Origin of the sequence: Pectobacterium atrosepticum, from assembly GCF_000740965.1 — a bacterium.
GTDB lineage: Bacteria > Pseudomonadota > Gammaproteobacteria > Enterobacterales > Enterobacteriaceae > Pectobacterium > Pectobacterium atrosepticum.
This window is the reverse complement of the sequence record NZ_CP009125.1, coordinates 851,392-877,560: the sequence shown is the minus strand read 5'-3', so window position 1 is coordinate 877,560 and position 26,169 is coordinate 851,392. Positions and strand designations below refer to the sequence as shown.

The following is a 26,169-nucleotide window of genomic DNA, read 5'->3' as shown; positions in this document are numbered from 1 at the left end:
TGACGAATGACAGGGCATAGGATTTACCAGGTGTAAGCGACGCCAAGCCAGAACTGACGGCCGGGTTTGTAGGTGACGGCACTACCAGAAGCAGTTTTTTGCGATGTTTCGACCACGTTATCTAAAACGTTCAGTACATCCAGAGTGATATCCAGCGTCTGAGTTTTGTATACCGGCTGCGAGTAGGAGAAACGCCAGTCGTAGGAGATAAAGTCGTCATATTGGGTCGAGATATATTCTATAGCGCTTCCTGTAAAGCTAGGTTCAGCATTACACGCAGGGCTACCGCCGGGGCACACCGTCGCGGATGACAAGGTTGTATAGCCTTTGTAACCCGCGATATAGCCCACGCTCTGCCCCCAGTTGAGACGAGCCGCAGGGAAGTAAGTATCCACACTCAGGAAGGCCCGCCATGGAGTATTGAAATCCATCGCATCCATATCGCCCTTATACATCAACTTACCGTCAACAATCACCCGACTCTCGTCTGTATTCGTATCCTCGTAGTAAGCGATCGAATTAGCTTTATTTTTCGTGATGCTAGCACCCAATTTCCAGTTCACTTCAGCAAAGCTAAAACGGTGCGGGCTAATTGGCTCCACTTCTAAAGACAGTGTATTCCCCTCTGTCCGACCATCATTATTCATCACGCGGTAACTTTGGCCATCAATCGTGGTCGTTTCGCGACCAAACTGATCCTTCCCCTGACGGTTAACCCATTTTGCCGTCCAAACTGTATCCATCACGCGCTGTGATAACCCTAGCGTCACTTCATCGCTATAAGGCGTATTTAAATCAGAAACGGCGTAATTGGTTCCCGTTCTTTCCGAAGCTGCAGTCCATGGTGCAGTAGGTGACCTGCGGTTTTGCACAGTATTTGTACCAATCCCCTGACGCAACTTATATGTCAGCAGATTTGTCGCATAGTAGCGGTTGGCTCCGCCGAATACGCGAGTTGATCGATCACCGAATACATCATAAGAGGCGGCAAAACGAGGGGCAACGTTCAGATTTTCCAAGAAGTCATCATATGTGACACGCACGCCTGGAGTCACTTCTAAACGCCCCCATGCCATGCTGTCTTGCAAATAAACTGCATAGTTAATATTACTAACCTGTACGGAACGGGCTGGGTAAACTATGTTAGTGCCAGCAAACTGCTCACCGGGAATACACGTCGTGTCACCGGGTAGGCATACAACATTGGGATTAATGTAGATAGCATTCGCCGCAACGCTGGCAAAATTGGCATTTTGAGAACGGATATACTGCGCACTAGCAAAGTCAGTCTGCCAGCCAAAATCGACCTGATGGGTCATCCCTAGCAAGAAGACGGGGTTAAGTTCATAATCCTGCTTCAGCGTGGTAGTCTTTTTTTCTGTCGTAAACGTTCCATAGCCACCAACCTGTGAATTTCTGTTTGTAGTCTGCCACCCCAGTGATGGGGAAGTAAAATTTAACCCAGGAACAGTGTGGAACCAGCTAATAAACTCATTAGATTCATGCTCAATTTTATTTTGTTCAAACTGATATCCCGCCAGACTGGTCATTTTCCCCCAACGGGCATTGTGTTCCCATTCCATATTAAAGCGATGGCCACCGCCGTTATTGGTATAAGACCCGTTCTTCACATTTTTTTTGTAATATTTAGATTCATGCGGGGAATACATGCCCGTCATGCGGACAATATCGCCGTTGTCCGCCAGATAGGAGCCTTTGAGCAGGTAGGTTTCGCTAATCCGTTCCTGATCGCTCCACTGCCGCAAGAACTCCTGATAATGGGGGATATCTGACTGCTGGCGGTTATAGGCAAAAATAAAGCCGGCTTTATCACTCAACGGTTGATTAAAAGTGGCCGAATAAAACTGCTTCTTAAATTTTGGTTGGTAGTACAAGTTGGTACCAGAATAAAATTCGTCGCTAATACTCTCATCGACGTGATAGCTGGTCCAACTGTCACGCGAGGTGCGATAAGAAATCTTACCAGAGGCTTTATCCAGCTTGGGATCCATTAGTCTGGCATCCACCACACCACCGGTAAAATCACCGTACTTAGCCGAAATATTACTATCAAAAACCTCCAGTGATTCAATCAGCTCCGAGTTAATCCAGAACGATTGCGTGCCACCAGCAGGTAAATCGGTCGGGCTGTATCCATCAGGATTCGAGCCCAATTCACCCTTATTGGCTCCGGGATTGATATTACTATTGTTCGATAACCCATCAATCATAAAGTTATTGTTGTAAAACTTCTCGCCGTGGAACGAGACATTTTCCGGCGCTAATTCACCTGGCGTATTGCTGCTATTCGCCGTATTAGAGAATTGTACTGCTGGGTTATTTTTTAATAACTCCGGCACTGAACCGTTTCCGGTAGGCATTTTTTTAATCTGCTCTGCATTAATGATCTGCGTCCCCATCGACTGGCTGGTCGGGGTTGAGCGAACTAAAATGGTATCTTCACTATTTCCCGAAGATGAATCGCTTTGCTGTTCTTCTTCGGTTTCTGCATTGTTTTTCTGCTGATTTTCATCGGCAGAGGTGTCATTTTGCTGTGCGAGTGCAGGCCCTGATAATAATGACAGTAGCATCATTAAATAGACGTTCTTATTCATTTATTCAAAATCCCCAATGAACCCAATTATTAAGAAATAAAATTATTGTTGTATGTACTGCATGTAATGCTTACGACTAATCGTCAACCTGAATGTGCCCATTAAGCTTGAAAACGATGGAAACCACCTGATTCTCAACCGGTGCCTCCGTCCGATAGCGCCAACGTGCCATGTCCTTCATCACGTCATCGCCAAATACGCCGTCTGGCGTTTCAGACAGAATTTTTACATTAGTGACTGTGCCGCTACCGGTAATATCGAATTTGACGCGCACGTTTCCTTCCACGCCCAGCGCTTTTGCCCGAGAGGGATAATTCACGCGGCGATGCAGCGCTTTGAAATTTTGACTATTGCTTTTCCCTGCACCACGAACCGCCTGACCGCTATCGCTTTCTCCTGCTTTGGCCGTTGACGCACTACCCGGCATGCCAACAGAAGATGGCATTGGAGACGGTGCGTCACCGGTTTGAGCTGTCGCTACCGGAGACTCACTTTTCTTCTCTGCCTGCTGTGTTTGCTGTGTCTGCTGCGATCGGGCCTGCTGCTGTTCTTTCGGTTTATCTTCCGGTTTCTTTTCAAGCGGCTTTCTCTCACGCACGGGAGGCTTTTTTTCCGTAACGGGAGTGACAGGCTTACGCTCGATGACTGGCTGTTTAATGACAGGATTGGGGTGTTCTGGCAATGGCGTTAAAATCGGCATCACGACGGGAGTCGGTTGAGCAACGGGAGGGTCGGCTACAGGTGGCGACGTATCAGCAGCCTGTGACATCGCCGCAGCCATCATCGTCACCTGCATGCTTCCGCCTGCGTTTCCCGCCATCTCTTCAATGCTTTCTTTCGGGGAATAGTGCAATAAAAAGAAAACTGCCAGCGCCGCATGCGCCACGCAGGACAAAACAAAAAAGGCCAGCGAGCGCCAGTTAGGCACATCGGAGGTTAGCGCTGTTGTTGAATAGGAATGAGTAAGAGGAGCCAGCAATACACTGCTGCCGGTGCGATTCGCACCCAATAAAGCCCCATGAAGATTTTCACGACTCACAATCCAACTCCGTCTCTTGAACGTCAACTTCCTGGTGTCAGTCGTGCAATCACAATCTTCCAGGCGATAAAAATGTAAGCAAGATCGGAACACCAAAAAACGTGTCAAGGTCGGTCGAGCAACATTAATAAATAATAATACAAATGATAATCGTTTTACAAATGAAAACTATTACTAATAAAGATTGACAAAATTTCAGTAATATCATTACAACAAGATGTAATTCATTGATATCAGTTAAGAATTATAAGAAACCAGCACATTCCTTATCACGATGAAACGGGTATCGAGGTTGAGGTTTGCCCTCTCACAGCGCAGTAAGCCGCTAATTTAGCTTGGCTATTTTCAACATCTATTATGTCTAGTCGAAAAACCGAGATTGATGATAAGAGTCATTATCGACATAATTCGCATTATCACACCACATAAACGCTGTTTGATGATGACTTTGCCGCATAAAACACTGACAAGTAGTGTGGGTATTCTGACTTTACGTTCCCGTGATTCCACAATTGCAGATTCACCAATACTGGCAAATTGATTTGATGGTTCTCCTGTACGTATCACAGGCAATTCAACTCGACGTAACTTATTGCCTGCTCAGCATTATCGCGCCTCTGGGGTAAATGTTTCACCTGATTAAAGGAAGAATGATGAACATAAAAAAATACACGCGTTGGACACTTAATCCGTTATTTCTAGTCATGATCGCCCCTGTCACTGCACAGCAAACAGGTGAAGATGAAATGGTAGTTTCCGCAAGCAGAACCCACCGAACTGTCACAGAAATGGCACAAACCACCTGGGTAATCGAAGGCACTGAACTGGAGCAACAAATCCATGGTGGCAAAGAGTTAAAAGATGCATTAGCGCAATTGATTCCCGGCCTCGATGTCAGCAGCCAGAGCCGTACCAACTACGGTATGAATATGCGTGGGCGCGCGATTGTCGTGCTGATTGACGGTGTGCGGCTGAACTCATCCCGTACCGATAGCCGTCAGTTGGACGCTATTGATCCGTTCAATATTGCGCATATCGAAGTCATCTCCGGCGCCACTTCACTTTACGGAGGAGGCAGTACGGGAGGCTTAATCAACATCGTCACCAAAAAAGGCCAACCGGAAATTGAGACAGAATTTGAGGTCGGAACCAAAAGCGGTTTCAATAGAAACAAAGATCATGATGAGCGTATTGCCAGCGCCTTCTCCGGCGGTAACGAACGTATTTCCGGACGAATGTCTATTGCTTACCAGAAGTTTGGCGGTTGGTACGACGGCAATGGTAACGCCACACTACTTGATAACACACAAACCGGCCTTCAGTATTCCGATCGTCTCGATCTGATGGGCACCGGTACGCTGAATATTGATGAAACTCAGCAACTGCAACTGGTAACGCAATACTACAAGAGCCAAGGTGACGATAACTACGGCCTGTTTCTCGGCAACAATTTCTCTGCGGTGACGGGTAACGGAACCGCCTACGCCAGTAAAGGACTAAATTCTGACCGGGTTCCAGGTACAGAGCGTCACTTGATCAGCATGCAATACTCCAACACGGATTTCTTCGGGCAAGAATTGGTAAGCCAATTCTATTACCGCGATGAGTCTCTGTCGTTCTATCCGTTCCCTACTGTATCCAGCAATAGAGTCAGTAGCCTTTCCTCTTCTCAACAAGATACCGACCAATATGGCGCTAAATTGACGCTAAACAGTAAGCCATTGGACAGTCTACAGCTTACCTACGGTCTGGATGCCGATCACGAACGCTTTACCTCAAACCAGATGTTCTTCGATTTAGCAAAAGCTAACGCGTCTGGAGGCCTGAACAATCAAAGCATCTACACTACGGGGCGTTATCCGGGTTATGAAATGACCAATCTGGCTGCCTTCCTCCAGTCAAACTATGACATTAACGACACCATAACCCTGAGCGGTGGCGTACGTTACCAGCATACTCAGAACAAAATTGATGATTTCGTTGGCTACGCGCAACAACAGGCCATCGCTAACGGTCAAGCGACCTCCGCAGATACAATTCCTGGCGGGTCAACCGATTATGACAACGTTCTGTATAACGCCGGTATATTGATGCACATAACCGACCGTCAACAAACGTGGCTTAACTTCTCTCAGGGCGTGGAGTTGCCGGATCCCGGTAAATACTATGGCAACGGTACCTATCGTCTGGTCAACGGCCACTATCAGTTGGTTAACAGCGTCAATGTAGGACAGTCCAAACTACAGGGAATCAAAGTTGACTCCTACGAGCTAGGCTGGCGCTACACCGGTGATGCGCTGCGTACGCAGCTTGCCGCATACTACTCGCTCTCTGATAAGTCCATTTCGATTAACCGCAGTGATATGACTATTAACGTCAATGACGATAAGCGCCGTATTTATGGATTGGAAGGTGCGGTGGATTACATTATTCCAGATACGGTCTGGAGCACAGGCGTCAACTTCAACGTGCTGAAATCTGAAACCAAAGTAAGCGGGAAATGGCAGAAATGGGATGTGATTTACGCCAGCCCGTCCAAAGCAACTGCCTATATCGGCTGGGCGCCCGATCCGTGGAACCTACGCGTACAAAGCACCCAATCCTTTGACTTAACTGACGCAAAAGGCAATAAAATCAACGGTTACAACACTGTTGATTTTATCGGTAGCTACCAACTCCCTGTGGGTACATTGAGCTTCAGCATCGAAAACCTATTGGACAAAGAATACACCACCGTTTGGGGTCAGCGAGCACCGCTACTTTATAGCCCAACCTACGGTTCTACCTCACTGTACGACTACAAAGGCCGTGGACGAACGTTTGGCGTTAACTATTCAGTGATTTTTTAAACCAGTCCTGATTGTCCGGCGGGCGTCGGGCAATCCTTCCTGACCATGATCTCACAAGGCTCACGAAATGTAGTGCCGTTAAACAGCAACAAAAAGCAAACCGAGATCAATATTCCCGATCTTCAATCAGACGCTTTCCCAGCGTGATGCAATCGACGGTCTCATACTCGAGTTTTTCATACATGCCGATCACGGCGTCGTTGTCTTCACGCACCATCAGGTGGATCTTCGGACAGCCGCGGGCAATCAGCTTTTTCTCCAACCGGCTAATCAATGCATTCGCAATGCCGCGCCCGCGAAAATCAGGGTGTACGCCCAGATAGTACGCCGAACCGCGGTGGCCATCGTAACCACCCATTACCGATCCCACGATTTCACCGTTCACCTCTGCGACCAGAAATAGATCGGGATCGTGATTGAGCTTACGTTCGATGTCCATTTCAGGATCGTTCCACGGGCGCAGCAAATCGCAGCGTTCCCAGAGGGTGATCACGGCTTCAAAGTCATCCTGCCTGAATATGCGGATTTCCATCACAGTCGCCATTTTGCAATAAGGTAAATCGTGATTATCGCGTGATTTTTATTAGACGCAATCTCAAATTGCGCGCCGCCATCAGGAATCACACAACGAGTGTCCGGGAATCGATTTTATTGATGGTATACTGCGCGCCTTATTGCTGTGCCACCATCGCTATGGAAACGAGATACCCACTATGTCTGACATCAACGCGGTAAAACATTTTCTGCTTAGCTTACAGAAAGATATCTGTCAGCAGCTTGCGGCGACCGATGGCGGAGCCGATTTCGCCGAGGATGAATGGCAACGTGCAGAAGGCGGCGGTGGATGCAGTCGCGTGCTGTCGGGCGGGCGCATTTTTGAACGCGCTGGCGTAAACTTTTCCCACGTGACCGGCAAGTCATTACCCCCTTCCGCCAGCACACATCGACCGGATCTAGCAGGTCGTAGTTTTCAGGCGATGGGCGTGTCGCTGGTGATTCACCCGCTAAGTCCTTATATTCCCACCAGCCACGCCAACGTGCGCCTGTTCGTCGCCGAAAAACCGGGAGAAGAGCCGGTTTGGTGGTTTGGTGGTGGGTTCGATCTGACGCCCTATTATGGTTTTAAAGAAGACGCGGTGCACTGGCATCAGACTGCTCACGACCTGTGCCAACCGTTCGGCGACGATGTGTATCCGCGCTACAAAAAGTGGTGCGACGATTACTTCTTTCTAAAGCATCGTAACGAAGCACGCGGCATCGGCGGGCTCTTTTTTGACGATCTGAACGAGCCAAATTTTGCTACCAGCTTTGCTTTCATCCGTGCCGTGGGTAATGGATTTCTCGATGGTTATCTGCCCATCGTCGAACGGCGTAAAGATCTGGCGTGGGGAGAGCGCGAACGCGACTTCCAGCTCTATCGCCGTGGCCGCTATGTGGAATTCAACCTGATTTGGGATCGCGGTACGCTGTTTGGCCTGCAAAGCGGCGGACGCACCGAGTCCATTTTAATGTCCATGCCGCCGCTGGCACGCTGGGAATACCAGCATCAGCCTGAACCGGATAGCCCGGAAGCCGCACTTTATCGAGATTTCCTGCCCGCCAGAGACTGGCTGGCAGAAAGTAATACGCACAACAAGGAAGCATAAGTCATGCAGATTTGGGTCGACGCCGACGCCTGTCCTAACGTTATTAAAGAAGTGTTATTTCGCGCGGCGGATCGCACACAAATGCAGGTCACGCTGGTCGCCAACCAGACCATAAAAGTGCCGCCATCACGCTTTATTAGCACGCTACGCGTCTCGGCAGGCTTTGATGTCGCCGACAATGAGATTGTACGCCGCGTTGAATCAGGCGATCTGGTGATCACCGCAGATATTCCGCTGGCATCAGAAGTGATAGAAAAGGGTGGCATCGCGTTGAATCCACGCGGCGAGCGCTATACGCCGGATACCATTCGGGAACGGCTGAATATGCGGGATTTTATGGATACCATGCGTGCCAGCGGGATACAGACCGGCGGCCCCAGTACCTTGAACCAGCGGGATCGTCAGCAGTTTGCCAATGAACTGGATAAGTGGTTGCAGCAGGTGCGGAAGTCATAGCTATCCGAGAGTCGTTACCTGGAACGTTCGCCATCCTGTCTCTTCTGCTTTCGCAGGTAACTGGGATGGCGATATCGACTAGCGATAAACCGGCAGCAAGTCGAGGCTGGAAAGAATATGTATCAGCGCGGTGCCGACGCCAAATAGCAGCACCAGCGCCACCATCGCATTACCACCCCGCACGCGGAACATCGGGCTACCGAAGCGGCGACGCGATGCAAGCGCCAGCAGCGCAGGCGTAATCACCGCCCATATGGTAGCGGCTAATCCAGCAAACCCAATCGCGTAAATAAAACCGTTCGGATAGACCAGCCCGCCAATAATAGGCGGCAGAAAGGTTACCAGCGCCGTTTTAGCTCTACCCATTCGGCTATCGTCAAATTTCAGCAAATCTGCCAGATAATCAAACAGCCCCAGCGTTACCCCAAGAAACGAACAGGCGACGGCGAAGTTGGAAAAGACCGTGAGCAACACGTCCAGATAAGGGCTATTCAGCACGCCGGCCAACGTCTGTACCAGAACGTCAATATTACCGCCCCGCTCTGCAATCCCGATAAAATCTGGACGAGCAATATTTCCCATCGTACCAATCAGCCAGATGGCATACATCACCAGCGCCAGCGCGCTGCCAATAAACAGACAACGCTTGATTACCTGTGGCTTGTGACCGTAATGCTTCACCAAACTGGGAACGTTGCCATGAAAACCGAAAGAGGCCAGACAAAATGGCAATGTCATCAACACATACGGAAGGTAGCTGGGTGCTTCTTCCGCGACATTGAGTAAAACAACCGGCTTCACATTCCACAGCAGGCTGCCAAACGTCATGAAAAAGGTCAGTACCTTTGCTGCCAGAAAAAAGGCGGTCATGCGGCTCACCGCCGCCGTGCTCAGCCATACGGTAAACGCAACAAACAGTGCGAACAGGCAGCCGCCGACGCGGGCAGAGAAATCGATCGACATCTCAGTAAGCGTGTGATGGATAATTGAACCGCTCGCCGAGATGTAGGCGTAGGTCAGAATGTAGAGAACAAAGGCAATCGATATGCCGTTAATTACATTCCAACCCTTACCCAACAGATCTTTGGTCAACGTATCGAAGCTGGCACCCGCCTGATAATTAAGGTTAGCCTCCAGAATCATTAATCCCGAGTGATACATGCAAAACCAGGTGAAGACCAACACGGCAAATGACCAAAAAAACCAGGCGCCCGACATCACCACCGGCAGGGAAAACATCCCAGCGCCAATAATCGTCCCTGCAATAATCATCGACCCGCCAAACAGCGAAGGAAGACGCTTTTCTGTACCGTTTTTTTCTACTGTATTTTTTTTCACTGCACGTGTTGCCATAGCCGATATTCGCTCGTTGGTTTTTTTATCAAGTCTGGGGAAAAGGGGCTCCTACAGACGAGGCGGGATCATGGCATAAAACGAAAATTATTCCATTGATTCGTACAGGTTAGACGATTATTTGGTCGATATACCCGTCATACTTCAAGTTGCATGTGCGTTGGCTACGATACTCGGCACACTGACGTGAGCCTCGCCCCGTAGGGGCCGCTGCAAGCAGCGTTCAAATCTGCTTTTAACAGATTTGTCACTCACCCGAATCACTTACCTGAGTAAGCTCATCGGGATTCCTTCTCTTGCCGCCTGCCTGAAACTCGAATTATTTAGGGTCTAAACTGCGGTAAATAAAAAACCCAGCCAACAATCGACTGGGTTTGTCTGTATTAATGGCAATAACTTACAGCGGCTGAGTTTGTGCTTCCACCACCGCCAGCGCGACCATGTTCACAATCCGGCGTACCGAAGCAATCGGCGTCAGGATATGTACCGGTTTCGAGATCCCCATCAGCACCGGCCCAACCGTCACACCTTCTGAAGACGACACGCGCAGCAGGTTATAGCTGATACGCGCAGACTCCATGTTCGGCATGATCAGAATGTTGGCAGAGCCTTTCAGCGGGCTGTCCGGCATTTGCTCGCGGCGGATCGCTTCCACCAGCGCGGCGTCGCCGTGCATTTCACCGTCGATTTCCAGTTCCGGTGCCAGCTTGTTCACCAGCGCCAGCGTTGCACGCATTTTCTGCGCCGTCGGAGAATCAGAGGTGCCGAAGCTGGAGTGAGACAGCAGCGCGACTTTCGGTTCAATACCGAAACGACGTACGCTTTCTGCCGCCATCAGGGTAATTTCCGCCAGTTGTTCCGGTGTCGGATCCGCATTGACGTAGGTATCGGCGATAAAGGTGTTGCCGCTCGGCAGCATCAGCGCGTTCATCGCCCCCGCCGTATGTACGCCCTCGCGGTAGCCGAACACTTTCTCGACGACGTCGAAGTGCTCTTCATACGTGCCAATCGTGCCACAAATCAGCGCATCCGCTTCACCACGGTGAACCATGATCGAACCAATCAGCGTTGGATTGCCGATCACCGCACGCTGCGCTTTTTCCTGCGACACGCCGCGACGCTTCATGAGTTCGAAATACTCGCTCCAGTACTCTTTGAAGCGCGGATCGGATTCGTTATTAACCACTTCGAAATCTTTACCGATGGTCAGTTGCAGCCCTAGCTTTTGCAGACGCATTTCAATGACGCTCGGACGACCAATCAGAATCGGGAACGCCAGCCCCAGCGTCACCAGTTCCTGCGTGGCGTGCAATACGCGAGCATCTTCACCTTCGGCGAATACCACGCGTTTCGGCTGCTGACGTGCCTGTGCGAAGACCGGCTTCATGAACAGGTTAGTTTTGTAGACGAACTGAGTCAGTTTTTCGACATAGGCATCGAAATCTTCGATCGGACGCGTCGCCACACCGGAATCCATCGCCGCTTTCGCTACCGCTGGTGCGATCTTGATGATCAGACGCGGATCGAACGGTTTTGGAATCAGATAATCCGGGCCAAATGACAGCTCCTGATCGCCATAGGCAGAGGCGACAACTTCACTCTGCTCTGCCAGCGCCAGATCGGCAATCGCGTGCACGCAGGCCAGCTTCATCTCTTCGTTAATCGTGGTCGCGCCGACATCCAGTGCGCCACGGAAGATGAACGGGAAGCACAGTACGTTGTTCACCTGATTTGGATAGTCTGAACGACCAGTACAGATAATCGCATCCGGGCGTACTGCTTTCGCCAGCGGCGGCAGAATCTCCGGTTCCGGGTTAGCCAGCGCCATGATCAACGGGCGTGGTGCCATGGTTTTCACCATGTCTGGCGTCAGTACGCCGGGGCCGGAACAGCCAAGGAAGATATCCGCATCAGGGATTACGTCAGCCAGCTTGCGTGCGCCATTGTCTTCAATCGCGTAAGCGGCCTTGGTTTCTTCCATATTTTCATCACGACCATGGAAAATTACGCCGCGCGAATCACACACCACGATGTTGTGCTTCTGAAGACCCAGCGCCACCAGCAGATTCAGACAAGCGATAGACGCCGCGCCCGCACCGGACACCACCAGACGCACATCAGAAATATTCTTCTCTACGACGCGCAGACCGTTCAGAACGGCGGCGGTACAGATGATCGCAGTACCGTGCTGATCGTCGTGGAAGACGGGAATCTTCATCCGCTCGCGCAGTTTCTTCTCGATGTAGAAACACTCAGGTGCCTTGATGTCTTCCAGATTGATACCGCCGAACGTCGGCTCCAGAGAGGCGATCACATCGATCAGCTTGTCAGGATCCAGCTCGTCGACTTCGATATCGAAAACATCAATGCCGGAGAATTTTTTAAACAGAACGCCCTTGCCTTCCATTACCGGTTTACCGGCCAGTGCACCGATATTGCCGAGACCCAGAACGGCGGTTCCGTTAGAAATAACAGCGACCAGATTGCCGCGCGCGGTGTATTTGTAAGCGGCCAGCGGATCCGCCGCAATTTCCAGACAGGGTGCAGCGACACCTGGGGAATACGCCAGCGCCAGATCGCGCTGCGTTGCCAGCGGCTTCGTTGGGGAAACCTGAATTTTGCCGGGAATCGGATACTGATGGAAATCAAGGGCGCTTTGCTTTAGCTGTTCATCCATTTTATGTACCTTTTCGGTTTTGTTGTGTCTGTAGGGTAAAGAGTACCCAGTATAGTGTTTGCCAATGGCTAAACTACCGAGGATGGCAAAAACTGAGGGGCAATGCTGGTTAATATAGTTATTTTATTTGACGATTTTTTGTTCAGCTTGCAGTCAGTGTCAGATACGCCGAGCAGGATAATCGGGAGAGATACAGAGAAAACGGGGAAGATCGTCGCGTGATGTGAACACACCACGCAACGGAGAAAGAGAGGTTACTGCGTCATATTCAGAATAGTACGAATGTTACCTGCGCTGGTGGCGACAATATCGATGGCTCCCGTGCGCAGCGCGCCGAGAATCGCTAAGGCTTTGGTGTTTTCAGAGGCAATCGCAATCACACAGGGGATTTTATGTAACTCTTCAATACTCACACCAATCACCCGTTCGTTCATCACCGTATCGACATGCAGGCCCTGCGCGTTAAAGAAATCATATCCGGCGATATCGCCAATCACGCCTTGGTTGAGGCTGGCGTCAATAATTTCATGCGGGGTGAACCAGCCGAGTTTGACCATGTAGCTGTTCTCATTCATATCCCCAATGCCCACCAGCGCAATATCGGCTTTGCGCGCCCGATCCAGCGTTTCTTTAATGGTGCCGTTCTGCATGAAAGCTTCTTTCAGCGCACGGTTTTCGACATAGGCAGGTGAATACAGCGTTTCGCTGCTGCCACCGAATTTCTTTGCCAGACGGCGGCTGATATGGTCGGCGTTAATTGCATCACCGGGGCGGTGTGTTCCGCCGATACCACAGATAAAGCGGCAATTACGTTCTGTCACATTGCTCACATGGTCGGCGACCGCCGCCACATTACGTCCTTGCCCAACTGCCACCACCGTATCGTCTTTCAACGACAGCGCCAGATAGTTAGAAACCAGTGCCGCAACCTGCCGACGCTGTTCCTCCTCATCCTGATGATCTAATGCAATCAGGGCACGCTTGATCGAAAAGCGCTCCAGCATCTGCTGTTCAAGACGCGTGCTGAATACCGGGTGATAGCGTACGGTAATTTCAACAATGCCTTCTTCTTTCGCGCGTTTCAGCAAACGCCCGACTTTGATGCGCGAAATGCCGAATTTCTTGGCGATCTCTTCCTGAGTAATTTCGTCCTGATAATAAGCGACGGCGATTTCAGTCAGAAGTTCGCTTTCCTGAGATCCTGATTGTTTTTCCATCTGGTCACATTTTCCTTACGCAAGGGGATCGGTTTATACAGACGCTGTGTCTACAGATGAAAACCGTCGCAATGAATAATTGTTACACGCTGGGAGGAGAGGCTCAAGCCCAGCGCGATTATCCCTGATGGTAGCGTAAACGGACAGAGGCAGAAGCGCCGGAGCCAGACAAAAAAACTGACTCCGGCAACGTGGCACATTACCGCTCAATAGCATCGATCTTCAGCATTTTTGCAATCACCAGATCGAGCTCTTTCTCATCGAAAATCTTCTTCCAATCCGGCTTAATGATGTTCTCTTTACCGTATTCAATCGCGATCATACACGCATCCGAGAACGGGTTAGTGCTGCGGAAAGCCACTGCCAGTGCAATCTGAATGTGGCCATAAAGCATGGCTTTCGCCGCCGCTTCCGGCACGCCAATCGTGTTGATGGTTTCATCCAGCGCTTCTTTCATCAAGGTACCAACCATACAGGCTACGGTTTCAACCAGCGTCGGTTCCAGATAGGCCAGCTGTTTTACCGTCACCCAGTGCACATCAATCACCGGGCCATACATCACTTTAACTACGCGGGCTAACGTGGCTTTCTGCTCGTCACTGCCTGTCTCATAAGAAGCAGCAACGTGCTGTGGCGCGGCCACGCCGCCAAAAGCATCGGCATGTTCTTCCGGCGTGAAGCGATCCAGGAATACGGAAGGATGGCACGGATGAGCGACGGCATAATCGATATCATCACGTTTGGCGATAAGATTGGCATAGGCCGCAGCCGGGTCCAGCGTCAGCAGCACTGCGTTGCTTTTCATCTGCGGAACGACAATCCCAGAGACCGCTTTCAGCGCAATATCCGGCACCGCCAAAATTACTACATCGCTTTCAGGAATAACCTGTTCAGCAATGGACAATTCCCTACCTGCGGCAACCACTTGCTCCTGCGCGCGTGGCGAGTTCTCGCAGTAAAACACCTGATAGTCACTTTTCTGGAAATTGGCAGAGATACGCATGCCCATTTTTCCGCCAGCGCCCAGTACGGTAATGGTTTTCAATTCAGCAGCCATGATTGTTACTCCTCAGATTTGGGATATTCAAAGAATGTGTGATGAACGGTTCGCATAGGGATTACGTGTGTAGAGATAATTCAGGCTATGGCGCGTCCAGGCGTCTTCCAGACGGCACGTTTCTTCCGCGCTGGCCTGCCACGGCAGCCAATGCTCGACGATTTGGTTAATGTTTCTTTCGTTCGGGCGTACGATCTGGTGAAGCGCGTCGTAATCCAAAAGGCCAGTTCCCAGCAGACAGCCGGAATAGGTAAAGCCCACCCATCCTTCCTGACGGGCAAACGCAAAATCTTTGATGTGCAGGTTAAGCACCCGTGAGGCGGTTAATTCAATCACCTCATGCGGGTATTCCAACGCGGCAACACAGTTACCGGGATCGAGACAAATACCCAGCGCCGGGCTGTCGATGGCGTCAACGACCGCCAGCACGTCACGCGTTTTGACTTGTTCGTAGGTTTCCAACCCCAGTTGGATGTTGTGCTGCTCAAACTCAGGCAGCACGCGACGCAGCAAAGCAAGCGCTTCATCTTGCGTCGGCTTATGTGTTGCGCTGTTGAACATGGTGCGGATAAAACGAACATCCAGCGCGCGAGCCATCGTGAGATAGCGCGTCAGGTGTTCAGTAGCTAATCCTCGTGTTCCTAGTTCCAACTGAATACCGAGATCGACCGCGCGCTGCCGCAATGTTTCCAACCCGGCAGACGAGAGTGCTTCCACCGCCGCGTAATCACAAATCTGAAAAACGCCCGCACCAGACTCTGCCGTTTGCTCCAGCATGGCTGCCAAACCGAGCGGATTCGGCACGCGGGAAGAGGCTCGCCAGAAGAACGCGTAGGTACTTAATCCAATTGCCATGGTTATTTCCTCTCTCTTACGCCTGCGAGCTGAGCGTGAAGGCTTCATCCATAATGGCGTTAAACGCGGCCGGATCGTGGGCAAAGCGCCCCAGAAACAAGCCATCAACGGCGTCGCCGAGCTGACTCAGCAATCCCGGTCCGGCGCTACCGCCATAAATAATTCGCCCCTCGCGCACGCCAGCCTGTGTTGGAAGATGCTGTTTTAATGCCTGACAGACTTCGCTGATGTACGCCGTCGGGGCGGGCTCCGTGCTGCCAATAGCCCACTGCGGTTCATAGGCCAGTACCAGATCGCCCGTCAGCTGTTGCTTCTGGGCCAGATTCAGCGACGCCGCCAGTTGAGCCTGACAGGTGTCGATTGCCTGCTGCGTCGAGCCACGTTGTTCCTCGCCGACGCACAGCACTGGCGTTAGCCCATTGCGCCAGGCCGCCGCCGTTTTCAGCGCGAAATGTTCATCCGTTTCGCCGAAATAACGGCGACGCTCGGCGTGCCCGATTTCTACATAGCAACACCCCATTTCGTGCAGCATGGTGCCGCTCACTTCCCCAGTGAAAGCTCCGTTATCCGCCCAGTGCAAATCTTGTGCACCGACATGAACGGGTGACTGCGCAAACCGCTGCACCACGGGTGCTAACGTCGGGAATGCGGGCAACACAAACAGCCGGGCTGAGGGTAGTGATGCCAGCGGATGCTGTTCGGCTATCTCGTGGATTTTCTGGCACCAGTCGAGCGTCTGCTGATAGCCAAAATACATTTTCAGGCTGACGCCCAGCGTCAATTTGCGCGAACTCATCGCTCACTCTCCGCTTGCGTCACCGTCTGATTCGAGAGAGTCGACGTCGTATCACGGTTCAACACGGCCGACACCGCATCAAGGATCATGGCTAGTGATATCGCCCCCGCATCGGGTGTTCCCAGACTTTTTTCTGCCAGCGGGCGGGCGCGGCCAATTTTGGGTAACAGCTGTGCCGTGTCGTCAGCCGCCTGTTGGGCACACTGCGCGGCCTGCTGCCAGGCTTCTGGCAAGCTCATTCCCGCCTCGACTCGTTGCGTAAGTGCCAAACTAAAGGGGATTAAGGCATCCACCAGCGTTTTATCCCCCGGTTTTGCTTTACCGAAATGCATCACGCTCTCTTTGGCCTGACGCACGCCATCTGCCACACGGCGACCGTCAGGCCGTTGTTCATCACCCAACACGGTTCCCAGCGCATTTAACGCAACGCCCCAGATTGCGCCAGACGTGCCCCCAGCCTGATCGGCCCAAGCATCTGCCGCACGTTGCAATAACGTACCGGCACCCGCCTGCCGTTCCAGCATCTCCGTGGCTTTTTCCGCTGCGGCAATCACCCCGCGCTCCATGCCAATGCCGTGATCGCCATCTCCGGCAATCGCATCGATACGGCCCAGCTCGGTGACGTTAGCCAGCACAATGTCACGCGCCGCATTCAACGCTGCCGCAACACAATGTGCTGCCGCTTTCGATGCCGCCGTAGCGGGTGGGATCACCTCGAGCTCTGCCGTGAATGTGCGCTCAGCAAGCGGTTCGGCGGGAGACATACTGCCTTTACGAAATGCGGGTGCATCGGCAGGCGCACGCCAGAAACGCTCCAGTTCCTCATCCAGCCAGAACAGCGTGAGCGATAGACCCGCCATATCGAAGCTGGTTACCAGCTCACCGACTTCCGGTTCGACCACCGTCAGCCCCTGCTCAACCAACAGCTGTGAAACGCGGCGATAAACCACAAACAACTCTTCGTATTTCACGCCACCGAGGCCGTTGAGTACCACGCTGATCCGCTGCCCGGAGAGCGTCGTAATACCGTGCGGCACCTCTTTCAACAGTGAACTGACCAGCAGCTCAGCCAGTTCATCGGCGGTTGAGATGGGGACATCACGGATGCCCGGCTCGCCGTGAATCCCCATGCCCACCGCCATCATACCTTCAGGAACGGTGAACAGCGGGTGTTCCGCACCCGGCAAGGTACAGCCAGAAAAGGCCACGCCGAGCGAGCGGGTACGCTGGTTGGCGCGTTCGGCAACCTCAAGCACGGCGGCCAAATCGTAACCCGCTTCCGCCGCCGCAGAGACTGCCTTGAAGACCATCAGATCGCCGGCAACCCCGCGACGCTTTTGCCATTCGTTCAGTGGCGCACTGGAAATATCATCGGTAACCGCCAGCAGCTCACACGGAATACCTTCCGCATTCAGACGTGCCTTGGCCTGTCCGAAATGAAGCACATCGCCCGCATAGTTACCGAACGTCAGCAGCACGCCACCGCCATTGTGTGCCGCTCGGGCGACGGAGCAGATTTGCTGGGCTGATGGCGATGCAAACAGGTTACCCATCGCCGCACCGTGCGCCAGCCCCTGCCCGACCAGCCCGGCAAACGCCGGGTAGTGGCCGGAGCCACCTCCGACCACAATGGCGACCCCACCTTCACGACTGCGAGTACTTCTGACCACGCCGCCAGGTACCTGACGCACTTTGTCAGCATGTGCCGCCACAAAGCCTTCGGTCAGTTCCCGAGCAAAGGCGGAAGGTTGGTTGAACAAATACGTCATATTAATGCTCCTGTGTTACTGAGGCGGCTTTCGATACCCGATCCGAACGACTGAGCAGAACCATTAACACAGCGGAAAGCAGCATAAATCCGCCGACAATCATCATAGGCATCACGTAGGTTCCCGTTACGCCCCGTACCGCACCGGTGATGTATCCCGCTGAAAATCCGGCAACATTGCCAATGGTATTAATGAGCGCGATAGCCGCTGCCGCTGATGCTCCCGTCAGGAATTGGGTCGGTAATGTCCAGAAGTTAGGTAGCGCAGCAAAGATGGAGCAGGCCGTTACGGTGATCACCGCAATGGTCGCCGTCGGGGATTCCATAAACAGCGCCAGCGGAATGCTGATCGCACCGGTCAACGCTGGGATAGCAATGTGCCACGAACGGCAGCCGCGACGCGTTGCATCACGCGACCAGAAATACATCACGATGGCCGCAGGCAAGTAAGGGATAGCGGTAATCAGGCCTTTATCCATGACATTAAACGTCGTGCCGAACTGCTGTTGGAAACCCGCGATAATCGTGGGCAGGAAGAACGCCAGCGCGTAGAGACCGTAAATAAAACCGAAGTAAATCAGGCACAATACCCACACGCGTTTATTAAACATCACGGTCGTCACGCTAGGGTGTTTGCTGTGGCTTTTGGTGGCATGTTCGCTTTCCAACTCACTGACCAGCCAGCGTTTCTCATCGGCGTTAAGCCACTTTGCATCGGCCGGACGATCCACCAAATAGAACCAGGTAATAATACCGACGATAATGGCGGGAATAGAGACACCGAGGAACATCACCCGCCAACCCGACAGTCCGAACAGGCCATGCTGCTCAATCAGCCAGGCAGCCAGTGGCGCACCGAGTACCACCGTCAGGGGTTGTGCCAGATAGAACAATGACAGGATTCTGCTGCGATAGCGGGCAGGCACCCACATACTGAGGAACAAGATCGCACCGGGGAAGAACCCCGCCTCTGCAATCCCCAACAGGAAACGTAGGATATACAACCCTTCAAGACTACTTACCCAAGTAAACAGCAGTGACACGATGCCCCACGACACCATAATACGTGATAGCCATTTGCGTGCGCCGAAGCGGTGCAGCGCCAGATTGCTAGGGACTTCCAGCAGAATATAACCAATGAAGAAAATGCCAGAAGCTAGCCCGAACTGTGCGACGGTTAGCGCAAGATCGGCATTCATGCCATTCGGGCCCGCAAACGAAATGGCCGTACGATCGAGGAAGTTAATGAAGAACATCAAGCCGACGAAAGGCACCAAACGCCAAGAGATCTTGCGAATGGCCGATTGTTCTACAGCAGATGGTTTTGTGGTGGACGGGTTTGTGGCAGATTGCCCCGCCGTTGCAGTAGCCGATACTTTACTCATACAGCCCCCTTACTACCGATAGCCAATCCCTTCCCTGTCATTGCCTCTACGCCAGGCTGTTCCTGCATTTCATCCTCTTTCGTCATTCGATACCCGGTGTGACCTTTATTGTTTATTGTCTTTTTTATGGTTTGCATACAGGTCTGACACATTGTTATGCCCTCTAAAAGATTCAGATCATTAACACACTCAATGAACATATGAACGATATATTCGCCCCGATCTTTTGCCTATCTCTCTGTTTAAAAATTGTGAGCATGATCTAAATATGTATCAAAAAGGTAAAATACCGCCATAAAAGGCGTAAAAGTGACCAGAGCCACTCTTTTTATCGCTTTATCTTCCCTGACAAAACAAAAAACAAATAATCACACGTTGAACATTTGAAAGAAGCGGTATATGTTTAGCCATGAAAAGGCCGGAAATGTACGGAATCAGGCAGAGAGATTCTCGTTAGTGTTTGTTTATTCATGTTTTTATAAACAACCTAACGAAAGCGACATATCAGGCTCACTTTGACCCTCAGCCAGGCAGGAGATAGATATGCTCTCGATTGCAATTGGTGCAGACAGCGCCGCGATTGATCTGAAAAACACGATTACTGATTATTTACAGCAGAAAGGGCTGACGGTGACCGACTACAGCTACGATCCCAGCGGGGAAAATCCGATCTACCCCGATGTTGCCTACACGCTGGCGCACGCGATTAAAGATGGTAAGCACCATCGTGGGATCCTGTTATGCGGCACCGGGATCGGCATGTGTATCGTGGCTAACAAGGTCAACGGCATTCGTGCCGCTCAGTGCCATGACACCTATTCCGCTCAGCGGGCCAGAAAAAGTAACAATGCGCAGGTCATCGCACTGGGTGCGCGGGTTATCGGTCCCGAACTGGCAAAAGAGATTATTGGCGCCTGGCTGGATGCCGAGTTTGAAGGTGGCGGCTCCGCGCCAAAAGTCGAGAAAATCGGCTACTACGAACATCAGGAAAAACACCAGTAATCCTGTCTGACGGCCCGCAGTTATCCCCAGACTGACTGGCCGTCAGTCTTATTGTTCATTCAGCCGAATATGGGTTCAGTCGAGAGAGTCCAACCGCAGCAATCGGAAAAAGCGCATATTATTCCACGACCTCATGGTGCAGTGTGTTAGCTCTGTTTTGCGCATGCCATTTCTCTATTTACATCAAGGAGCTCAATCATGAATCAATTAGAAGCCCTTAAGCAGTTTACCGTAGTGGTCGCCGATAGCGGCGATATCGACTCCATTCGCCAATTTTCACCACAAGATGCCACCACGAATCCGTCTCTGATTCTGAAAGCAGCCACCCTGCCCCAATACCAACCGCTCTTTGATGACGCGATTGCCTATGCTAACCTGCAAGGCGGTAGCCCGGAAACGCGGCTCATCAACGCCAGCGACCGACTGGCGGTGAACATCGGCGCAGAAGTACTGAAAAGTATTCCCGGCCGCATCTCCACCGAAGTGGATGCCCGCCTCTCGTTCGATCGCGGGATGTGCGTCGCCAAAGCCCGTAAACTTATTGGGATGTATCAGGAAAAAGACATTCCACGCTCGCGCATCCTGATCAAACTCGCCGCCACTTGGGAAGGCATTCGCGCGGCTGAAGAGCTGGAGAAAGAAGGGATTAACTGCAACCTGACGCTGCTATTCTCTTTTGCTCAGGCGCGTGCCTGCGCCGAAGCGGGCGTCTTCCTGATCTCGCCGTTTGTGGGCCGGATTTATGACTGGTATCAGGAAAAACAGCCCACCAGCGATTATCAGGCCGAAAGCGATCCCGGCGTGATCTCCGTGCGTGATATCTATGATTATTACAAACGCCACCGCTACCAAACCGTGATCATGGGTGCCAGCTTCCGCAAAGTGGAACAAATTTTGGCACTGGCGGGATGCGATCGTCTGACGATTTCCCCTGCGCTGCTGGAGCAGTTGAAAAATAGCAGTGATCCTGTCGAACGCCAATTGACACCGTCCACCGAAGCATTCCATCCCCCTTCACCGCTGTCTGAAGCCGAATTCCGCTGGGAACACCATCAGGATGCGATGGCTGTCGATAAACTGGCGGAAGGCATTCGCCTGTTCGCCGCCGATCAACAAAAGCTGGAAGCGCTGCTGGCGGCCAAGCTGTAACTTTTGGAGTCAAGCATGTCCTCTCGTAAAGAACTTGCCAATGCTATCCGCGCGTTGAGCATGGATGGGGTGCAGAAAGCCAAATCCGGTCACCCGGGCGCACCGATGGGCATGGCCGATATCGCCGAAGTGCTGTGGCGTGATTATCTTAACCATAATCCGGCCAATCCCAACTGGGCCAACCGCGACCGCTTCGTGCTGTCCAACGGTCATGCGTCCATGCTGATTTACAGCCTGTTGCACCTCTCCGGCTACGACCTGCCGATTAAAGAACTGAAAAACTTCCGTCAGATGCATTCCAAAACTCCGGGTCACCCTGAATACGGCTACACCGCCGGCGTTGAAACCACCACCGGCCCGCTGGGTCAGGGTGTTGCCAACGCGGTCGGGATGGCGATTGCCGAACGCACGCTGGCGGCGCAGTTCAACCGCCCGGGCCACGAGATTGTTAACCATCACACCTACACCTTCCTCGGTGACGGCTGCATGATGGAAGGGATTTCTCACGAAGTCTGCTCGCTGGCAGGCACCATGAAGCTCGGCAAACTGACCGCGTTTTATGATGACAACGGTATTTCCATCGACGGCCACGTAGAAGGCTGGTTTACCGACGATACTGCCGCCCGCTTTGAAGCCTACGGCTGGCATGTGGTGCGCGGCGTGGACGGTCACGATGCGGATGCCATCAAGCGCGCCATCGGCGAAGCACAGCTGGTGACCGACAAACCGTCGCTGCTGATGTGCAAAACCGTGATTGGCTTCGGTTCACCGAACAAGGCCGGCACGCACGACTCGCACGGTGCGCCATTGGGCGAGGCGGAAGTCGCGGCTTCCCGCGAACAGCTGGGCTGGACGCACGCGCCGTTTGATATTCCGGCGGATATCTATGCCGCCTGGGACGCCAAACCGGCCGGTCAGCGTAAGGAAGCGGCCTGGGATGAGGCGTTTGCCGCCTACGCCAGCGCGTACCCTGAACTGGCTGCTGAATTCACACGCCGTACCGGTGGTGAACTGCCGACCAGCTGGCAGGCCGATGCACAGAAATTCATCGAGGATTTGCAGGCTAATCCGGCGAAAATCGCCAGCCGTAAAGCCTCACAGAACGCGCTGGAAGCCTATGGCAAACTGCTGCCGGAATTCCTTGGCGGCTCTGCCGACCTGGCGCCGAGCAACCTGACCATCTGGTCCGGCTCGGTATCGCTGGATAAAGACCACGCGGGTAACTATATCCACTACGGTGTGCGCGAGTTCGGTATGACCGCCATTGCCAACGGGATTGCGCTGCACGGTGGCTTTGTGCCGTATACCGCGACTTTCCTGATGTTTGTGGAATACGCGCGTAACGCCGTGCGTATGGCCGCGCTGATGAAAATCCGCAGCATCTACGTTTACACCCACGACTCCATCGGTCTGGGGGAAGACGGCCCGACGCACCAGCCGGTTGAACAGCTGGCCAGCCTGCGCGTAACGCCGAACATGAGCAACTGGCGTCCGGCAGACCAGGTGGAAACGGCGGTGGCGTGGAAATATGCCATCGAGCGTCAGGACGGTCCGACGTCACTTATCCTGTCGCGTCAGAATCTGGCGCAGCAGACGCGTACCGCAGAACAACTGGCGAACGTGGTGAAAGGCGGGTACGTGCTGAAAGACAGCGACGGCCAGCCGGAACTCATCCTGATTGCCACCGGTTCTGAAGTCGAACTGGCTGTCGGTGCGTATGACAAGCTGACTGCCGCCGGCCGCAAGGTGCGCGTGGTGTCGATGCCGTCAACGGATGCGTTCGACAAGCAGGACGCCGCCTACCGTGAAGCGGTGCTGCCGAAAGCGGTATCGGCGCGCGTAGCCATTGAAGCGGGTATTGCAGACTACTGGTTCAAGTATGTCGGCCTGAACGGCGCAATTGTCGGTATGACGAGCTTCGGCGAATCGGCTCCGGCTGAACTGCTGTTCGAAGCATTCGGCTTCACTGTCGATAACGTGGTCGAAAAAGCGCAGGCGCTGCTGAAGTAATATTGTGATGGAGCCATATTGCAGCGAAGTAAGACTGCGATATTCCGCGCAAAAGGATCGCAAACGGCGATATTGTTTGTGATCCAGATCAATTAATTCACCTGAGTACATTGCATGACTCTGGCGCCGCATGCTGATATTGCGGCGCAACACAACACGTTGCACCAGCCTATTTTTATCGCGGCGTGCTACTGCTACGGCAGGCAAGACCAAAGTAAAAATGCATTTCCTCTTTTTAAGAGGTGCATTTTTATTTTGGTCTTTTTTTTTGGCCTAATTGGCGTCAACACAGGGTGAAACTATGAATTATCAAAAAATGAATTATCAAAAACTTGGGGTCGACATACTCGCGTTGAGCGGCGGCAAGCAGAATGTCAGCAAACTGACCCACTGCGCCACTCGTTTACGTTTTGAGTTCAACGATAGCCATGCGGTACAGGCAGAAGCGATTGCCAAACTTCCCGGCGTCATCAGCGTCGTAGATCGCGGCGGTCAGTTTCAGGTGGTGATCGGCAACGATGTTCAAATCACCTACCGGGCGATTTTGAATGAGATCGGCGAAATGAACGGCCAGCGCACTTCTGATAAAAACAAGCAGCAGAAGAAAGGCGGCATTTTCTCGCAAATCATCAGCGTAATATCCACCACCTTCACTCCTGTCATCCCGGCGATTACCGGTGCGGGGATGATCAAAGCGCTGCTGGCGATCCTCAAACTGACCGGATTAATTTCCGCCGACAGCACGACCTATCGCCTGCTGGATACTATCTCCGATGCGGCTTTCTTCTTCCTGCCCGTGCTGCTGGCCTACGGTGCCTCCATCAAGTTCGCCTGTAACCCGATTCTGGCGATGACGATTGCGGGCGCCTTGCTGCACCCAAATCTGGCTCAGTTGCTGGCATCAGGCGGGCCGATCAGCTTTATCGGTATTCCAGTACGGCTGGCAGACTATGCCGGATCGGTGTTACCGATCATCCTCACCGTGTGGATCATGTCCTACATCGAGCGCTTCGCTGAAAAAATTTCGCCCTCGATGATCACCTTTTTCACCAAGCCAATGATCGTGCTGCTGTTTACCGCACCGTTGGCGCTGGTAGTGATTGGGCCTTTCGGTATTTTCCTCAACGATTTAGTCGCCAGCGGTGCCGCTATCATTGACGGAAAGGCAAGCTGGCTCATTCCGATGTTGATGGGTGGACTGCAACCGTTCCTGGTGATCACCGGTACGGCCTGGGCGATGACGCCGATTGCTACCTCGCAGCTTACCCGCAACGGTTTCGAGATGATTAACGGTCCCGGCATGCTGGCTTCCAATATTGCTCAGGGTGCCGCCACACTGTGCGTTGCGTTTAAAACCAAGAACAAAAACCTGAAACAGTTAGCTTCTTCTGCGGGCTTCACTGCCCTGCTGGGTATCACCGAGCCTTCTTTATACGGGGTAACGCTGAAACTGAAGAAACCGCTGATTGCCGCCATGATTGGCGGGGGCTGCGCGGGCATCTATGCCGGTTTAGCGGGTCTGGTTCGCTACGCCTTCGTCTCACCGGGACTGGCAGCGCTGCCTGCCTTTATTGGCGAAAACCCGATGAACATCGTACATGCGCTGATCACCTGCGCCATTGCAATCGTCGTCACGTTTGCGCTCACCTGGATTATGGGATTCGACGATCCGGTGGATGAAACTGACAATGCCCAAACCGACTCGACCCAATCAGACGCGCGCCAATCTGCACCAGCAGCTAATACCACACAAAAATCACAGGCCACAGAAAACCACGCTGAACCGCAAACGATTCTCAGCCCGCTGTCCGGCAAGCTGGTCGCGCTGAGCGACATCAACGATGACGTATTCTCACAGGGATTACTGGGGCAAGGCGTTGCGATTATTCCTGACAACGGTGAAGTGGTCGCGCCCGTCAGTGGCGAAATCATCACATTCCTTGAGTCCAAACATGCCGTCGGTATCCGCACGGATAGCGGTCTGGAATTACTGATTCATGTCGGCCTCGATACGGTGAACCTCAACGGCAAGCACTTTACCGGCTACATCAAACCGGGCGACCGTGTCACCGCGGGCGACAGGTTAATTAGCTTCGATCTGCATGAGATAACGCGTTTGGGCTATGACCCGATTACGCCAGTCGTGATCATCAACAGCGATGAGTACGCTAGCGTCGTCTGCACCGTGCCACAGCCGATCGCACCGATGGATACCATCATTAACGTGAACGCCTGATCGCCCATAAAGGTATTGGGTGCTCTACCCAATGCCTTACCATCTTCCTAGGTGTGAGA

General features: G+C 52.5%; 18 protein-coding genes. 7 read left to right on the top strand and 11 right to left on the bottom strand.

The window, feature by feature from the left end:
* Positions 1–23 precede the first annotated feature (23 nt).
* Together GZ59_RS03925 and GZ59_RS03920 are read right to left on the bottom strand one after the other, a co-directional pair.
* Positions 24–2,615: a TonB-dependent receptor plug domain-containing protein gene (locus GZ59_RS03925; RefSeq protein ID WP_039290276.1), complete on the bottom strand. Its 2,592-nt coding sequence runs from the start codon at positions 2,613–2,615 to the stop codon at positions 24–26.
* A gap of 76 nt (positions 2,616–2,691) precedes the next feature.
* The gene (locus GZ59_RS03920; RefSeq protein WP_039290274.1) at positions 2,692–3,654 is read right to left on the bottom strand and encodes a TonB family protein; all 963 of its coding nucleotides are present in this window, start codon (positions 3,652–3,654) and stop codon (positions 2,692–2,694) included.
* Between the two features lie 650 nt (positions 3,655–4,304).
* Here GZ59_RS03920 and GZ59_RS03915 point away from each other — a divergent pair.
* Positions 4,305–6,503: a TonB-dependent receptor gene (locus GZ59_RS03915; protein WP_039290271.1), complete on the top strand. Its 2,199-nt coding sequence runs from the start codon at positions 4,305–4,307 to the stop codon at positions 6,501–6,503.
* Positions 6,504–6,609: 106 nt separating this feature from the next.
* On the opposite strand, the gene GZ59_RS03910 is transcribed toward GZ59_RS03915, so the two are convergent.
* Positions 6,610–7,035: a GNAT family acetyltransferase gene (locus GZ59_RS03910; RefSeq protein WP_011092478.1), complete on the bottom strand. Its 426-nt coding sequence runs from the start codon at positions 7,033–7,035 to the stop codon at positions 6,610–6,612.
* Positions 7,036–7,216: 181 nt separating this feature from the next.
* Between GZ59_RS03910 and hemF the strand changes: the two genes are divergently transcribed.
* Positions 7,217–8,149: an oxygen-dependent coproporphyrinogen oxidase gene (gene hemF, locus GZ59_RS03905; protein ID WP_039290268.1), complete on the top strand. Its 933-nt coding sequence runs from the start codon at positions 7,217–7,219 to the stop codon at positions 8,147–8,149.
* Positions 8,150–8,152: 3 nt separating this feature from the next.
* Positions 8,153–8,605: a YaiI/YqxD family protein gene (locus GZ59_RS03900; protein WP_039290266.1), complete on the top strand. Its 453-nt coding sequence runs from the start codon at positions 8,153–8,155 to the stop codon at positions 8,603–8,605.
* A gap of 78 nt (positions 8,606–8,683) precedes the next feature.
* Here GZ59_RS03900 and mtr read toward each other — a convergent pair whose 3' ends face one another.
* The 8 genes from mtr to GZ59_RS03860 form a co-directional block, all read right to left on the bottom strand.
* Positions 8,684–9,958 (bottom strand): tryptophan permease, encoded by a 1,275-nt coding sequence (mtr, locus tag GZ59_RS03895; RefSeq protein ID WP_039290264.1) that lies wholly within the window; start codon positions 9,956–9,958, stop codon positions 8,684–8,686.
* 397 nt (positions 9,959–10,355) lie between these two features.
* A complete protein-coding gene (maeB, locus tag GZ59_RS03890; protein WP_039290262.1) occupies positions 10,356–12,635 on the bottom strand; it encodes an NADP-dependent oxaloacetate-decarboxylating malate dehydrogenase in 2,280 nt (759 codons plus the stop codon).
* Between the two features lie 254 nt (positions 12,636–12,889).
* Positions 12,890–13,852 (bottom strand): sugar-binding transcriptional regulator, encoded by a 963-nt coding sequence (locus tag GZ59_RS03885; RefSeq protein WP_011092473.1) that lies wholly within the window; start codon positions 13,850–13,852, stop codon positions 12,890–12,892.
* Between the two features lie 199 nt (positions 13,853–14,051).
* Complete coding sequence (locus GZ59_RS03880; protein ID WP_011092472.1) at positions 14,052–14,909, bottom strand: phosphogluconate dehydrogenase C-terminal domain-containing protein; 858 nt, start codon at positions 14,907–14,909, stop codon at positions 14,052–14,054.
* 27 nt (positions 14,910–14,936) lie between these two features.
* A complete protein-coding gene (locus tag GZ59_RS03875; protein WP_039290260.1) occupies positions 14,937–15,764 on the bottom strand; it encodes a sugar phosphate isomerase/epimerase family protein in 828 nt (275 codons plus the stop codon).
* Between the two features lie 16 nt (positions 15,765–15,780).
* On the bottom strand, positions 15,781–16,560 hold the full coding sequence (gene lerI, locus GZ59_RS03870; RefSeq protein WP_039290257.1) for an L-erythrulose-1-phosphate isomerase: 780 nt from the start codon (positions 16,558–16,560) through the stop codon (positions 15,781–15,783).
* The gene (lerK, locus tag GZ59_RS03865) at positions 16,557–18,329 is read right to left on the bottom strand and encodes an L-erythrulose kinase (RefSeq protein ID WP_039290254.1); all 1,773 of its coding nucleotides are present in this window, start codon (positions 18,327–18,329) and stop codon (positions 16,557–16,559) included. Before lerK ends, lerI begins: the two co-directional genes overlap by 4 nt.
* A gap of 1 nt (position 18,330) precedes the next feature.
* Complete coding sequence (locus GZ59_RS03860) at positions 18,331–19,713, bottom strand: MFS transporter (RefSeq protein ID WP_039290251.1); 1,383 nt, start codon at positions 19,711–19,713, stop codon at positions 18,331–18,333.
* 543 nt (positions 19,714–20,256) lie between these two features.
* On the opposite strand from GZ59_RS03860, the gene rpiB reads away from it, so the two are divergent.
* The 4 genes from rpiB to GZ59_RS03830 all read left to right on the top strand — a co-directional run bounded on the left by rpiB (position 20,257) and on the right by GZ59_RS03830 (position 26,110).
* Positions 20,257–20,715, top strand: a complete 459-nt coding sequence (gene rpiB / locus GZ59_RS03850; RefSeq protein WP_039290245.1) for a ribose 5-phosphate isomerase B — start codon at positions 20,257–20,259, stop codon at positions 20,713–20,715.
* Positions 20,716–20,913: 198 nt separating this feature from the next.
* Positions 20,914–21,864, top strand: coding sequence for a transaldolase (gene tal, locus GZ59_RS03845; RefSeq protein WP_011092465.1), 951 nt, complete (start codon positions 20,914–20,916; stop codon positions 21,862–21,864).
* A gap of 15 nt (positions 21,865–21,879) precedes the next feature.
* Positions 21,880–23,874 (top strand): transketolase, encoded by a 1,995-nt coding sequence (gene tkt, locus GZ59_RS03840; RefSeq protein ID WP_039290242.1) that lies wholly within the window; start codon positions 21,880–21,882, stop codon positions 23,872–23,874.
* A gap of 316 nt (positions 23,875–24,190) precedes the next feature.
* Positions 24,191–26,110 (top strand): beta-glucoside-specific PTS transporter subunit IIABC, encoded by a 1,920-nt coding sequence (locus GZ59_RS03830; protein ID WP_039294713.1) that lies wholly within the window; start codon positions 24,191–24,193, stop codon positions 26,108–26,110.
* Positions 26,111–26,169: the final 59 nt, after the last annotated feature.

Bases quoted from the DNA above. Each gene is read 5' to 3' on its own strand.
- lerK (WP_039290254.1), bottom strand. From the start codon at position 18,329: ATGACGTATTTGTTCAACCAACCTTCCGCCTTTGCTCGGGAACTGACC.
- tal (WP_011092465.1), top strand. From the start codon at position 20,914: ATGAATCAATTAGAAGCCCTTAAGCAGTTTACCGTAGTGGTCGCCGAT.
- GZ59_RS03830 (WP_039294713.1), top strand. From the start codon at position 24,191: ATGAATTATCAAAAACTTGGGGTCGACATACTCGCGTTGAGCGGCGGC.
- GZ59_RS03900 (WP_039290266.1), top strand. From the start codon at position 8,153: ATGCAGATTTGGGTCGACGCCGACGCCTGTCCTAACGTTATTAAAGAA.
- hemF (WP_039290268.1), top strand. From the start codon at position 7,217: ATGTCTGACATCAACGCGGTAAAACATTTTCTGCTTAGCTTACAGAAA.
- lerI (WP_039290257.1), bottom strand. From the start codon at position 16,560: ATGAGTTCGCGCAAATTGACGCTGGGCGTCAGCCTGAAAATGTATTTT.
- mtr (WP_039290264.1), bottom strand. From the start codon at position 9,958: ATGGCAACACGTGCAGTGAAAAAAAATACAGTAGAAAAAAACGGTACA.
- rpiB (WP_039290245.1), top strand. From the start codon at position 20,257: ATGCTCTCGATTGCAATTGGTGCAGACAGCGCCGCGATTGATCTGAAA.
- maeB (WP_039290262.1), bottom strand. From the start codon at position 12,635: ATGGATGAACAGCTAAAGCAAAGCGCCCTTGATTTCCATCAGTATCCG.
- GZ59_RS03925 (WP_039290276.1), bottom strand. From the start codon at position 2,615: ATGAATAAGAACGTCTATTTAATGATGCTACTGTCATTATTATCAGGG.
- tkt (WP_039290242.1), top strand. From the start codon at position 21,880: ATGTCCTCTCGTAAAGAACTTGCCAATGCTATCCGCGCGTTGAGCATG.
- GZ59_RS03875 (WP_039290260.1), bottom strand. From the start codon at position 15,764: ATGGCAATTGGATTAAGTACCTACGCGTTCTTCTGGCGAGCCTCTTCC.
- GZ59_RS03880 (WP_011092472.1), bottom strand. From the start codon at position 14,909: ATGGCTGCTGAATTGAAAACCATTACCGTACTGGGCGCTGGCGGAAAA.
- GZ59_RS03910 (WP_011092478.1), bottom strand. From the start codon at position 7,035: ATGGAAATCCGCATATTCAGGCAGGATGACTTTGAAGCCGTGATCACC.
- GZ59_RS03885 (WP_011092473.1), bottom strand. From the start codon at position 13,852: ATGGAAAAACAATCAGGATCTCAGGAAAGCGAACTTCTGACTGAAATC.
- GZ59_RS03915 (WP_039290271.1), top strand. From the start codon at position 4,305: ATGATGAACATAAAAAAATACACGCGTTGGACACTTAATCCGTTATTT.
- GZ59_RS03860 (WP_039290251.1), bottom strand. From the start codon at position 19,713: ATGAGTAAAGTATCGGCTACTGCAACGGCGGGGCAATCTGCCACAAAC.